Genomic DNA, 13353 nt, shown 5'->3' with positions numbered 1-13353 from the left:
TAGAGTTAGTTAGAAGTTTAGTAATAAGATTTAGAAATAGACAAAATAATTCAATAATTAAAACTTTTTAATCATCGACATAACAAAATTAGCTGATTTATCTGCTGCTTCTTTTGCAAAAATATCAAAGTTTTCTGGAGCTGTTCCATCTGCCGTATCAGAAATACTTCTTAATATTAAGCAGGGAACTCCAAACTCATTACATACTTGATTAACGCTACCACCTTCCATCTCTAAAGCTTTTGCTCCAAACTCTTTAGTAATAAATGTCTTTCTTTCAGCACTATGTATAAACTGATCTCCAGTTGCAATAATGCCTGTATGAAAATTAATATCTCGTTCTTGGGCTATTTCCTGAGCTTTAGCTAATAAATCTTTTGAAGTATGAATAGTAACATCTGCACCTGGAATCTTTCCATATGGATAACCAAAAGCTGTAATATCAACATCATGTTGGACAGTAGCCGTTGCAGCAATCACATCTCCAATTTCCAGATCACCTAATCCTCCAGCAACTCCTGTAAATAATAAAACTTCTGCGTTAAACTTCTCTATCATTACAGTTGCTGTGAGCGCAGAAAAAACCTTACCTATTTTACTATGTGCAATAACTAAATCATGGCCTTTATATTCAGCCAAATAGTATTTATTATTTGCATATTCTACAACTTCATATTCATCAAAATATTTAAGTAATGGTTTTATTTCTATTTCCATTGCTCCAAGTACTGCTATTCTCATTGCTTCTCCTCAACAACTACTTTATTTATATTTCTAAAACCTTTAGGAAGAAGTAATCCTCCTCCACTAGTTTTATCAGTAAAATACTCTTCAAAATTTTTATTATTAATTCTCATAAACCTTTTTCCAGAATTAAGTACGACTTCTTCTTTATCAGAATCAAATAAACAAACAAATTTAACTTTTTCTTTCTTATCTACTTTAATTACGCTTTTACCTTTTCCTTTTTTCATTATGGCAAAGCTAGCATAATCTCTTACAGCAACACGTCCTTCACTTGTTACAAAAACAGCTTTTTGGTTTATATCGCTATAATTTACTAAACTAAACGAATCATCTACATCAAATATATTTTTTCCTGTACTCTTCGTTGATATTAAGTCATCTCCAGGAACAATAAATCCTTTACCACTTAAACTTGTTAAAAGAAATTGTGATTTAGATGATGCAAAACCAATCCCTACTATCTCATCTGCTTTATCCAATGGAATATATGTAGTTATATGCTCACCATAACCCCTTGCTGATGGAAATTTATCAACATACATTGAATATGATTTACCAAATTTAGTGAAAAATACAGCTTTTACGTTGCTATAACCTGTAGCTGAAAGCTTAAATGAATCTTCTGGCTTATAGCTTAAGCTTGAGACATCTAAATTATCTCCTTTAGCACATCTTACCCAACCAGCTTTTGATAAAACAACTGTGATTTTTTCAGAAGGCATAATATCTTTTTCTTCTAAGGCTTCTGACTTTTCAACTTCTATTATCTTAGATCTTCTAGAATCTCCAAATTCTTGGAGGATTTCTTTAAGTTCTTTTTTCATCAAATTTCTAAATTTAATATCACTATTTAGATATCCTTCGAGTGTTTCTTTTTCCTTTTCTAACTCTTTTTGCTCTTTATTTATTTCAATTTCTTCTATTTTAGCAAGCTTTCTTAACCTGATATTTAAAATTGCTTCTGCTTGGATTTCTGATAATTTAAATCTATTTTGAAGCTCTATACTTGGCTCATCAAAGTTTCTAATAATGGATATAACTTCATCAATATTAAGGAAAGCTATCAATAAACCCTCCAAAATATGAAGTCTATCATCAACTTTAGATAAACTTTCTTCTAATCTTCTTCTAAGAGTAATTCTTCTATACTCTAACCATTCTTGTAATATTTCTAACAAATTTTTAACTCTAGGTCTATTATCTAAACCAATCATATTCATATTAACTCTAAAGCTTTTCTCAAGATCTGTAGTCGCCAAAAGGTGCCCAATAAGTTTTTGCATATTCTTCTTTACAGTTCCAGAATATAAAACTATCTTTACGGGTTCTTTATCATCTGATTCATCTTGGATATTCTTTATCCATGTGATTTTTTGCGCCTTTAACTGATTCGCTATTTGCTCCATTACACTAGAGCTTGAAACCTGATGTGGTAACTTAGTTATTATAATATTTCCATGATTATCAAAATGATATACCGCTTGTTGCTTAATTGAGCCACTTCCTGTTGCATATATCTCTTTAATCTCTTCTCTTGAGTTTATAATATTTGCCCCACCTGGATAATCTGGAGCTTCAACCAATTCTAAAACATCCTCCAAATTTGCTTTGGGATTCGATATTACATATAAACAAGCATTTAAAATTTCAGATATATTATGAGGAGGAATATAAGTAGACATCCCAACTGCAATACCCATAGCTCCATTTAGCAAAATATTTGGTACCTGTGCTGGTAAAAGCTTAGGCTCTTCTAATGTTCCATCAAAATTTTTAACCCAATCTACCGTACCCTTCTTAAGCTCGTCTAATAGCAATATTGCATATTTAGAAAGCCTAGATTCCGTGTATCTCATTGCAGCAAATGACTTAGGATCATCTATAGAGCCCCAGTTACCTTGACCATCAATAAATGGATATCTATATGAAAAATCTTGTGCCATTAAAACCATCGCTTCATAACAAGCACTATCTCCATGAGGATGATATTTACCCAAAACATCACCGACTGTACGAGCTGACTTTTTATATTTTGATAAATGGCTAAGTCCAATTTCTGACATTGCAAAAATTATCCGTCTCTGAACTGGTTTCAAACCATCAGATATATGTGGTAATGCCCTGTCTAAGATTACATACATTGAATAATTCAAATAGGCCTGTTCAGAGAATTCTCCAACCGTTTGTTGTTCTTCCAAACTAGATAATAGATCCATGAAAGTATTTTATAATGATAGATATATTTAGGCTAAATTATAACTTAACTGAATTAATGATTCTATAAACTTATTGAGAGCTATTTTGTAGTTGGTGATATTCCATAGTTTCAAGTTCTTTAGAAAGCACAAATTTATTTCGTTTTAGAAAATTTAATGTTTTAAATATATTTGCAAACCCTGATAAAACCCATGTTTTTGTTGCATAGTCATAAGTAGTTTTAGCCTGTAGATATTTACTAGTCCCTCTTCTACATTCTTGAGTTAAATAATCAGTAGCTGGAAACTTTATTATAATATGTCCCCTTTTATCATATACAGCGACTTTTGCATAATTTGATAGAGACATCAATTGCTCTCTTGGAGATTTAAAATCATCCCATGACAATACATTTTTACCAATAGAATCTTTTTCAAAACTTTTTACTGATTTAGCCTGAAAATCTTGCTTAAGTTGATAGCTCTCATCTTTAAGTCCATTAAACTTTTCTAAAAGCTCATTATATCTTTTATTTAAAGTCAATATTGAGACTTCTAAACTATCATTTTTACTCAATAACGCTGCAGTCTTATCTTTATATTTTCTTGTAGCTTTATTTATCTCTTCTTGTATAAGGTCATTTAAGTCATTTCTTAAGGAAAATATAAAACTACTATCTTTGATTTGATATTTTTCTAACTTTTCACTCAAAAGTGCTAAGATCTCATCTTTAACTGGTTTAACTACTGATAACTCATTCTCTTCTAAAGCTTTCTGCTTAGCTAAGCCTTGACTCTCTTTGAATAAAGATATTTTTTCAACTAAATCAATAATTGAAACTTCTTTACCAATTAGCTTTCTAACTTTATCAACTGTAATCTCTTCTCTTTGTGATTTTAATAATTCACACTTTTCATTAACAATTGATTGAGCTATCTTTTCAGCCATACTAAACCTTTTCTTCTTCTCTTAACGTAAGAACCTCATAACCATCTTTAGTTACTAGGATAGTATGCTCCCATTGAGCAGATAAAGATCTATCTTTCGTTACAGCTGTCCATCCATCTTTTAAAATAGATACAGCTTTCTTTCCTGTATTTATCATAGGTTCAATTGTAAAAATCATACCTTCTTTTATTTCCGCACCAGTACCAGCTTCTCCCGAATGCATCACATGAGGAGCTTCATGAAAATCTTTACCTATACCGTGCCCACAAAAAGCTTCAACAATAGAGTAACCAAATTGTTTAGCATATTTTTCTATAACTGCACCAATATCTCCAAAATGAGCACCTGGTTTCACGACTTCTATACCTTTCCACAAACACTCATGTGTAACTTTAACAAGCTTCTCTGCCATTATTGATGTTTCACCAATAATAAACATTTTACTTGTATCGCCATGATAACCATCTTTTTTAACTGTGACATCTATATTTAAAATATCGCCTTTCTTTAATTTTTTTTCTGAAGGTATTCCATGACAAACCACGTGGTTAATAGATGTACAAATAGATTTTGGAAAACCATGATAATTTAATGGTGCTGGATAAGCATCTTGTTTAGTTACAATATAATCATGACAAATATTATCAAGCTCTTCTGTAGTCACACCTTCTTTAACATATGGTGTTATCATCTCTAAAACTTCAGCAGCTAGCTTTCCTGCAATACGCATTTTTTCAATTTCTTCAGGAGTCTTTATGATTATTTCACTCATTATAATTAATCCAAAAATTATTCTTCTAAAATTACTTAGGACACATTATAAACCATAGCTTATTCAATAGATAGTTGTTGTAAAAAGCTACTATAATATTAAAATTTTTAGCAACACCAAGAAAGAAAATACTTTAATGAAAATAAAACAAGCTCAAATAGAAGTTAAAAATATTTTAGGAGAAATAGAACATCCTCGATTAGCTAGTTTCATTGCTCTAACTGAAGAGGTTGGTGAAGTTGCGAATGAAATAATGAAAAAAGAAATTTATGAAGAAAAGACTGACATAACTGATCTTAAAAATGAAATCACTGATGTTTTTCTATGTCTGTTAAAATGGTAATACTAACCAGCTTACAACTACGACGAATACTTAGTTTCTTATTCTTAACAATGCTTTTTGCCATCTGTTTTCTATCGGATGGCTTTAACACTTTTTTGTCATCAATCCCTTGAGAATGTCATGATCTAGTTGTAGATCAGCATACCTACGCTTCAGACGATTATTTTCAGCTTCTAGTTCTTTAACTTTAGTAAGCATTGATACATCCATGCCACCATATTTTGAACGCCACTTGTAAAATGTACCGTTGCTAATTCCATACTCTCGACAGATATCAACAACTGGCACTCCTTGTTCTGATGACTTTAATATCTTAACTATTTGTGATTCTGTAAATCTGCTTCTTTTCATAAAATAATGCTCCTTTATGTGTAGTCTAATATCTCTACTTTTAAATAACACTATTTTTAGGGGGCATTACCGAATTAGCTAATGTTTATGATATAGATCTTGAACAAGAATTTACAAATAAGCTTAAAAATATAGAGGCTAGAGCTAAAGAATGGAAAAGCATTAAAGAATTGCTACAAACTAAAAGAGATAAATTAAATTAATTTATAGATAAATATCTATCTTTTTATTTCTTTTTTGATTATCATCTACTGCGTGAGGATTTGAAAATAACGAAAGTTAAATTTCTTAATGTCTTTAGAAAGCAATTTCAGCTTTAGTCTTTAAGCAAATCATTCCTATCCTACCGGACAATCGAATTGTTGTCTGAATAAAGTTAAATAAATAAATAGTGAGTAAATAATAATGAGTAAATTACAAGGAACAGTAAAATTCTTCAATAATCAAAAAGGATTTGGATTTATCAGCCCTAGCAATGGTGGCAAAGATGTATTTATACATATATCAAAATTAGACAAAGTTGGCGGTACTTTAAGTGAAGGTCAAAAAGTGTCTTTTGAAACTAAAGAAGGCATGAAAGGTCCTGAAGCTATTAATGTTGAGGCTTTATAATGCCTAGTATTAGAGTTGATGATCGCAAACCTTTTGATTTAACTTTAAGAAAGTTTAAACATGCTTGTGAAAAAGCAGGTATAAGACAAGAGTTAAGAGAAAGACAGCATTACGTCAAACCTACAGAAAAGAGAAAAATTGCTAAAAGGCTTGCTGTAAAAAGAGCAAAAATTGCTACTAGAAATGCTTTCTTATCTAAATACTAATAGTTAAATTTTCTTATAATCTTTATTCCTAAAAATAACTCTGAATATTATTTAGAATTGTTTCTATCTATAAATCAATACAAATTATGAAATTAGCTATCTGATTTAGCTAAGTCTTTGATTTATTATTTTAACCATTTATCTCTATCTAATTGATAAAGAAATTTTCCTTTTTCATTAGATTCTACTTTTATAGCGCCTAGCTTTTCAACTGCCTTTTGAGATCTATAATTATACTCCCAAACATCAAAATACACTCTCTCTAAATACTCAAAAGCATAATCGAGCATAAGCTTTTTTATTATTCTATTAATCTTAGAGCCCCAATATTCTGTCGAAATAAAAGTATAACCTATCTTCACAGATTGATCTTTTGGATCATATCTATAGAATCTTGTTGATCCTATTATTTGATTCTTTTTAAGGTCAATTATTACGAAGCACCCTTCTTTATTTGCTAATCCAATATCAAAATATTTCTGGAACACATCAAGCTTCCACCTCTCATCAAAATGTTGCTCCCAAATTTTTGGATCAGAAGCTACTTTATATAAATCTTCAAAATGCTTCTCTTCCATTTGAATAAGCTGAATTGTTTCATTCTTTAGAGTTACTTTAAAGTCCATATTTACTCTACTGTAACAGATTTAGCTAAGTTCCTAGGCTGATCTACATCAGTACCTTTAATTATCGCCACATGATAGGAAAGAAGCTGCAAAGGAATAGTAAACACTATTGGAGCATTAAAGTCAGCACCACCATCTAAATCAAGCATTATACTATTTTCAAAATTTACTTTACTTTTTATTGCCTTATCAACAAATAAAATAAGCTTTCCACCCCTAGCATAAACCTCTTGAAGATTTGACAAGGTTTTATCTAGAAGCTCATCATTTGGAACTACCGCAACTATCGGCATATTTTTGTCAACTAATGCTAATGGTCCATGCTTCAACTCTCCGGAAGGATATGCCTCTGCATGAATATATGATATTTCTTTAAGTTTTAATGCACCTTCTACAGCTATAGGGAACTGAAGACCTCTACCCAAGAATATTGTATGTTCCTTATCAGAAAAATACTCACTTATTGCATCAATCTCAGCATCTAATTTTAGAGCCCCTAAAGTAAGAGCTCTTGTTTTTTTAATTTGATCAAGATAATCATTTATTTGAGTATCTGATAAAGCTTTTTTAGTCTTAGCAAGTACAAGGGTAAACAATGCTAAAGCGACTAACTGAGTAGTAAAGGCTTTCGTAGATGCCACTCCTATCTCAACACCAGCCTTTGTCATAAAAGCAATATCTGACTCTCTAACTAAAGAGCTATTTGGTACATTACAAATACACATACTACCCAAATAATTTTGCTTCTTACTTTTTCTTAAAGACTCTAAAGTATCAGCTGTTTCACCAGATTGAGATATACTCAGAAACAAAGATCCATCAACTACGACATTATCTCTATACCTAATCTCACTTGCTATCTCAACACTACAAGAAACTTTAGCATACTTCTCTAGCCAATATTTAGCTGTCATACCTGCGTTATAACTAGTTCCACACGCAACTATACAAATATGCTTTGCTTTCTCTAAAAGTTCTAAAGTTCTGTCATTAAAGTTTTCTAAATATAGCTCTCCATTTTGATCAAGGTTTGCATTTATTGTGTTTGATACTGCTTCTGGCTGTTCATATATTTCTTTAAGCATATAATGCTTATATCCATCCTTTGAAGTACTTGAAGAAGCATAGTTATACTCTTCTATTTCAATACTCTTCCTTGAACCTTTTTTATCATAAACTTCAAAGATATCTTTAGAAACTATAACCATATCACCTTCATCAAGATACGCAAATTTATTTGTTACAGGAAGTAACGATAAAGCATCTGAAGATACGAAATTTTCATCAATACCAACACCTATGACCAAAGGAGAACCTGATCTAACTGCCACCAGCTTATCCTGAAACTTTTCAGAGATAATAGCTAATGCATAAGCTCCTTTTAACATAGATGTTATTTGTCTAATATTTTCTACTATAGTTTTATTATCATTCCACTCTCTATCCAGAAGATGTGCTACCACTTCTGTATCCGTATCAGATTTAAAGGCATACCCATCTTTTATTAAAGATTTTTTTAGCTCTTCAAAATTTTCTATCACACCATTATGAACAATACAAAATTTATCAGATGCATGAGGGTGAGAATTTTCTTTTGATGGTTTTCCATGAGTTGCCCATCTTGTATGAGCTATGCCTATAGTACCTCCAAAGTCAGAAAGGCTCTCTACAGATTTCTCTAACTCAACAACCTTACCAACTTCTTTACAAATATCTATTTTAAGACCATTCATAACAGCTAGGCCTGCTGAATCATAGCCTCTATATTCTAATTTTTTCAGTCCTTCAATTAATATTTTTGTAACATTTCTTGTAGAATTAGCACCAACGATACCACACATATCTAAACTCTCTTATTTTTCAATCTTTTTAACAGGTCTAACCCAACTATCTATAAGTTTCTGTTTAGCTCTAGATATAGCCAACTGATCATCTGCAACATCCTTAACAATTGTGGATCCTGCTCCAACAGTAGCACCCTGTCCAACCGTGACTGGAGCAACAAGTTGAGAATCTGAACCAATAAATGCATGAGATTTAATAATTGTTTTATGCTTATTAGCACCATCATAGTTACATGTAATTACACCCGCGCCTATATTACATTTTTCACCAATTTCACTATCTCCAAGATATGTTAGGTGTGATGCTTTTGACCCTTTACCTAAATAAGTATTTTTGGTTTCAACAAAGTTTCCTATAACAGCTTCTGACTGAATATCACAACCTGGTCTTACCCTTGCAAAAGGGCCTACTATAGCATTCTCTCTTATAATAGAACCATCAACCATAGTATTAGCTTTAATTTTTGCCCCACTCTCTATAGTGCAGTTCTTCAGTATGCAATTTGCACCAACTACAACATTATTACCAACTACAACTTTACCTTTGATAATTACATTTATATCAAACCAACAGTCTTTACCAACTGTCAATTCACCTCTAATATCAAATCGTGCAGGATCAGCGATACTGACACCTTGAGACATTATCAGATGAGCTTGATTCTGTTGCCAGACTCTTTCTAAACTCGCTAATTGTGCCCTATCATTTACACCTAGAATCTCAAATTCTTCAATGGGATGACTTACATGTATAGCGACATCATCCCTTTTAGCAAACTTTACAATATCCGTTAAATAATATTCTTTTTGAGCATTTTCAGCTTTTACTTGAGGTAGCCATTGAGATAAGAATTTCTCATTCACACAATATATACCAGTATTAATTTCTTTAATTTGTTTTTGTATTTCCAAAGCATCTTTTTCTTCGACAATTTCTGAAACTTTACCAAACTTATCGCGAATGATCCTTCCTAAACCAGTTGGATCTTTTACAAAAGCAGTTAATACACCAAGATCTGTTGCATGCGTTTTTAATAAATCATTCAACACTTCAACTGATATTAATGGTACATCTCCATATAAAATTAAAACCTTATCATTTTTATTTATATGTGGTAAACATTGCAATACCGCATGACCTGTACCAAGCTGCTCTTTTTGATATACAAAAGTAACTTTTTTATCTTCTAAGCATTGTTCCAATTGCTCACGCAAGTGTCCAGTTACAACAATTATGTTATCTGCTTTTAGCTCTTCTACTGTATCTACAACATGTCTAATAAGTGGTTTACCAGCTAACGTTTGTAAAACTTTTGGTTTATTAGAGTTCATTCTAGAACCCTTTCCAGCTGCTAAAATTATTACAGATAAACTCATAAAATCTCCTTAACTCTACTTTGTTAGCTTTTCAGATAAAACTGTAATTATTTGATAATGGTCTTCTAGCATTCTATCACACATGCTATTTAAAATAATATCTAAAGGAACCCATTTTAATGCCTTTGCATCATCTTGAGCTTTTGTTGCTGGTAAATCCGATAAACCTTGAAAAATAAATAAACTTACATGAGTAATAGTTCTTCCTCTTACCGAACGAGCTGGATAATCAAAAACATAAGTACCTTGTCTTGCTAAAGCTAGTTGATCTATTGTTAAATCTATAGTTGTTTCTTCATAGAGCTCTCTTATCACTCCCGTTTCTATAAATTCATCATTATCTAGAAACCCTCCAGGCAATGCCCATAAATCTTTACCAGGATGATTTTTTCTCTGAACAAGAAGTACATTATTATTTATAATAACTAATGCATCTGTAGTAACTAAGACAGGTTTATATGGCGCTGTAGACCATAATTTTTTATATGCCTCAACATATTCATATTCTTCTTTTAAAAAGGTATATTGTTCAGTTTTTAAAAAATCTCTCAAAAAACCATATGTTCCTTCATATAAGGAGCTGCTTATTATGTAATCTTTTAATATTTTGCCTTTATAAAAACTTTCTCTAAAATCTGTAGCATTATAATTTTTATAATTATCAACAGATATATATTCCCACTCTGGAAAACTTTTCAAATAATAACTTGTATCATCTTTTTTATGTCCAACTATAGCTACAGTGCTATTTAAATCAGTATATTTATTAACATTATCTCTTAGGTGCTGTTCCCACTTCTCTTCTTGGTAAAAATAGTCAGCCAAAGGCTCTATATTAACTCTTGATATATCTATATTTGCTACTTCTAAATCAGATATTATCATTTGTTTTCGTTGACCAAATGAAAAAGGATTTTTTATATTTGGAGCACTAAATGAGCTTCCAACATTTATAATTATTTTATTACTATGAACTAAAGCTTTTTTTATATTATGCAAGTGTCCCACATGGAACGGCTGAAACCTTCCAATAAAAACTGAAAAATCATATTTTTTCATAATGTTTTCTAATTAATTTCATCAACTTTAGCATCACTATTATAAATTTCATTATTATCTGGTGATGTTGGCTGTATATTATTTATTTCTGAAGCAGAAGGTTTTGAAGCATCTGTACTACCACTATTATCAATTGATTTATTATATGAATCTAGTTGGAAAGAATGTAACTTATCCTTCTTACCTAATCCAAGACCTCCAGATAATCCACCTAAACCAGATTTACTAGATTTATCATTTATTTGAGATGTTTGGACTTCATCAGCCTCAGCTTGTAAATCAAAATTACTCTCATCAAGCTCTTTATTATTTAATGCTTTCCTTATTTCTGACAGAAGCCTTGAACTTTCAGTGATATTATCATCTGCTATAGTCTCACCATCACCGCTTAAGACAACACTCATAGTAACAAGACTCGATAAATTATCAACTTTTCTAGCTTTAATTATATATATAACATCTTTTTTTAGAGCTTTTACTTTAATCAAATAACCTGAAAGTAATTGTTTTTCAGTAGTCATTACTTCGTACTCATCAGGCTGGGCATGAAAATAATCATCTAATAGTTTAAGAGTCACACTTAATGGTTCTCTAAATACCAATTTCATATTATTTTTATCATCATAGACGACACTAATTGCCACTTTATACGTCTGGGCTCTAATAATTTTAGCCATATTATATGTGGTTGCAAAACTAGGTGGGAGCATATCCCTTTCTGCCTCAGCAACTTGTGATGCAGGAAACTCATTTTCCCCATCAGGCATAGTAAATCTAGGTTTAATATCATCGCCATTTAATCCGGCAGGAACTTTTAATGGCGGACTTTCTATAACTTTTCTACGCGCATAATCATATTTTCTATTTCTAAAAGGAGCCCCCTCTATAGTATCTGTCAAATTTTCATAACTAAAATCTGATTCAACACCATCTCCCGCACAACCTTGAAGTGCCATCAAAGGCAATAATAAGAGTAAATATTTTTTTATTTTCTTCATCTATTTACTAAACATAAATTACTTAGGCAACATTATAACATAGTGATATACTAATATCTTAAGCTACATAATATATATTTAAATTTTCTACTTAGGAGGCTTTTATGAAAGAAAACCTTTTTATATTATTACAACAATTATTACCTCAAGCAATTCTATCTAGAATTGTTGGAAAAATAGCTGATTGTAGAAATAAATTATTAAAAAATTATTTAATAAATTTGGCTATCAAAAAATTCAAAATTAACTTAGATGAAGCAAAAGATAATGATATAGATAACTATAAATCTTTTAATGAATTTTTTATTAGAGAACTAAAAGAAGGTATTAGACCATTAAATAATGATTCTAAAATTATTTCATCTCCTGCAGATGGTTGCTTAACCCAATTTGGTCAGATAGTTGATAACACAATTATTCAAGCAAAAAATAAAAACTTCTCTTTAAAAGCTCTTATCGCTAATAGCTCAGAAACTGATTTTAAACAGTTTGCAACAATTTATCTCTCACCTAGAGACTACCACAGAGTTCATATGCCTATAGATGGCACCTTGACTAAAATGGTTTACGTTCCTGGAAAGTTATTTTCAGTAAATGAAACCACCACTAATAACATAGATGGTCTTTTTGCAAAAAATGAAAGATTAGTTTGCTATTTTGATACCAAAATAGGTGAAGTAGCAGTCATCTTTGTTGGAGCTTTATTAGTAGCCGGTATCGAAACTGTATGGCATGGAAAAGTCGCACCAAATTATTACTCAACTACTCAAACATGGATATATGATAAAGAAAAATACAATTTAGCTTTCAAAAAAGGAGAACCGTTAGGTTGGTTTAATTTCGGTTCAACTGTAATTATTTTATTACCACAAGATAGTTTAAAACTTTCTTTCAATTTCTCAGAAGAAAGCTCTATTATGGTTAATCAAGATTTAGCTTTACTAGACTTATAAAATTTTAAATTATTTATCCAACTTCTACTAAAAATATTATTCTTTGTTATATCTCTTTTTTTACATTGTTTGATATAATCTTGTTCTTTTTTCGTCGAAAGAATATCTTCTTTCCTCTTAATTCTTGGAATTAATTTAATATCAAATCTTTTTGCCCATTTTCTTATAGTCACATGCTTAAAACCAAGAAACTTCTCAGCATCATAGTAACTAAAACCTTTCTTCTTACAAACTAGAAGAATATCTTTTGCAGAACATTTAAATCTATTTCTTATTATCTGTTCAAAATTTCCTGAGTATTGATTTGCCATCCTGGCACCT

General features: G+C 30.8%; 15 protein-coding genes. 4 read left to right on the top strand and 11 right to left on the bottom strand.

What is annotated here, in order from left to right:
* Nucleotides 1-57: 57 nt before the first annotated feature.
* The 4 genes from KX01_RS04055 to map form a co-directional block, all read right to left on the bottom strand.
* Nucleotides 58-741 carry a 5'-methylthioadenosine/adenosylhomocysteine nucleosidase gene (locus tag KX01_RS04055; RefSeq protein ID WP_071663770.1) on the bottom strand — a complete coding sequence of 228 codons (684 nt, stop codon included), beginning with the start codon at nucleotides 739-741 and terminating at the stop codon, nucleotides 58-60.
* A complete protein-coding gene (gene parC / locus KX01_RS04050; protein WP_071663769.1) occupies nucleotides 738-2963 on the bottom strand; it encodes a DNA topoisomerase IV subunit A in 2226 nt (741 codons plus the stop codon). The genes KX01_RS04055 and parC overlap by 4 nt, the downstream gene beginning before the upstream one ends.
* 70 nt (nucleotides 2964-3033) lie before the next feature.
* Nucleotides 3034-3891, bottom strand: a complete 858-nt coding sequence (locus tag KX01_RS04045; protein ID WP_071663768.1) for a hypothetical protein — start codon at nucleotides 3889-3891, stop codon at nucleotides 3034-3036.
* Between the two features lies 1 nt (nucleotide 3892).
* Nucleotides 3893-4663, bottom strand: a complete 771-nt coding sequence (gene map, locus KX01_RS04040) for a type I methionyl aminopeptidase (protein ID WP_071663767.1) — start codon at nucleotides 4661-4663, stop codon at nucleotides 3893-3895.
* A gap of 136 nt (nucleotides 4664-4799) precedes the next feature.
* Here map and KX01_RS04035 point away from each other — a divergent pair, with 136 nt between their 5' ends.
* Nucleotides 4800-5006 carry a MazG-like family protein gene (locus tag KX01_RS04035; protein ID WP_071663766.1) on the top strand — a complete coding sequence of 69 codons (207 nt, stop codon included), beginning with the start codon at nucleotides 4800-4802 and terminating at the stop codon, nucleotides 5004-5006.
* An 84-nt stretch (nucleotides 5007-5090) separates the two neighbouring features.
* On the opposite strand, the gene KX01_RS04030 is transcribed toward KX01_RS04035, so the two are convergent.
* On the bottom strand, nucleotides 5091-5357 hold the full coding sequence (locus KX01_RS04030; RefSeq protein WP_071663765.1) for a transposase: 267 nt from the start codon (nucleotides 5355-5357) through the stop codon (nucleotides 5091-5093).
* Between the two features lie 402 nt (nucleotides 5358-5759).
* Between KX01_RS04030 and KX01_RS04025 the strand changes: the two genes are divergently transcribed.
* Both KX01_RS04025 and rpsU read left to right on the top strand, forming a co-directional pair.
* On the top strand, nucleotides 5760-5969 hold the full coding sequence (locus KX01_RS04025; RefSeq protein WP_083578896.1) for a cold-shock protein: 210 nt from the start codon (nucleotides 5760-5762) through the stop codon (nucleotides 5967-5969).
* The gene (gene rpsU / locus KX01_RS04020) at nucleotides 5969-6175 is read left to right on the top strand and encodes a 30S ribosomal protein S21 (protein ID WP_071663763.1); all 207 of its coding nucleotides are present in this window, start codon (nucleotides 5969-5971) and stop codon (nucleotides 6173-6175) included. The genes KX01_RS04025 and rpsU overlap by 1 nt, the downstream gene beginning before the upstream one ends.
* Before the next feature lie 125 nt (nucleotides 6176-6300).
* Here the strand turns inward: rpsU and KX01_RS04015 are convergent, their stop codons facing one another.
* From KX01_RS04015 to KX01_RS03995, 5 genes are read right to left on the bottom strand one after another with little or no spacing between them, the layout of a single operon-like run.
* Nucleotides 6301-6801 carry a GNAT family N-acetyltransferase gene (locus KX01_RS04015; RefSeq protein ID WP_071663762.1) on the bottom strand — a complete coding sequence of 167 codons (501 nt, stop codon included), beginning with the start codon at nucleotides 6799-6801 and terminating at the stop codon, nucleotides 6301-6303.
* A gap of 2 nt (nucleotides 6802-6803) precedes the next feature.
* The gene (gene glmS, locus KX01_RS04010; protein ID WP_071663761.1) at nucleotides 6804-8642 is read right to left on the bottom strand and encodes a glutamine--fructose-6-phosphate transaminase (isomerizing); all 1839 of its coding nucleotides are present in this window, start codon (nucleotides 8640-8642) and stop codon (nucleotides 6804-6806) included.
* A gap of 12 nt (nucleotides 8643-8654) precedes the next feature.
* Nucleotides 8655-10022, bottom strand: coding sequence for a bifunctional UDP-N-acetylglucosamine diphosphorylase/glucosamine-1-phosphate N-acetyltransferase GlmU (gene glmU, locus KX01_RS04005; RefSeq protein WP_071663760.1), 1368 nt, complete (start codon nucleotides 10020-10022; stop codon nucleotides 8655-8657).
* Nucleotides 10023-10037: 15 nt separating this feature from the next.
* A complete protein-coding gene (locus tag KX01_RS04000) occupies nucleotides 10038-11081 on the bottom strand; it encodes a bifunctional nicotinamide-nucleotide adenylyltransferase/Nudix hydroxylase (RefSeq protein WP_071663759.1) in 1044 nt (347 codons plus the stop codon).
* Between the two features lie 8 nt (nucleotides 11082-11089).
* Complete coding sequence (locus KX01_RS03995; RefSeq protein ID WP_071663758.1) at nucleotides 11090-12079, bottom strand: hypothetical protein; 990 nt, start codon at nucleotides 12077-12079, stop codon at nucleotides 11090-11092.
* Nucleotides 12080-12183: 104 nt separating this feature from the next.
* On the opposite strand from KX01_RS03995, the gene asd reads away from it, so the two are divergent.
* Complete coding sequence (gene asd, locus KX01_RS03990; protein ID WP_071663757.1) at nucleotides 12184-13032, top strand: archaetidylserine decarboxylase; 849 nt, start codon at nucleotides 12184-12186, stop codon at nucleotides 13030-13032.
* Here asd and fevR read toward each other — a convergent pair.
* Entirely contained in the window at nucleotides 13005-13343 is a 339-nt protein-coding gene (gene fevR / locus KX01_RS03985; protein WP_071663756.1) for a transcriptional regulator FevR, read from the bottom strand. The two genes, asd and fevR, sit on opposite strands and share 28 nt — an antisense overlap.
* Nucleotides 13344-13353 lie beyond the last annotated feature (10 nt).

Origin of the sequence: Francisella frigiditurris (genome assembly GCF_001880225.1) — a bacterium.
Taxonomy (GTDB): domain Bacteria; phylum Pseudomonadota; class Gammaproteobacteria; order Francisellales; family Francisellaceae; genus Francisella; species Francisella frigiditurris.
This window is presented reverse-complemented; position numbering and strand designations above follow the sequence as displayed.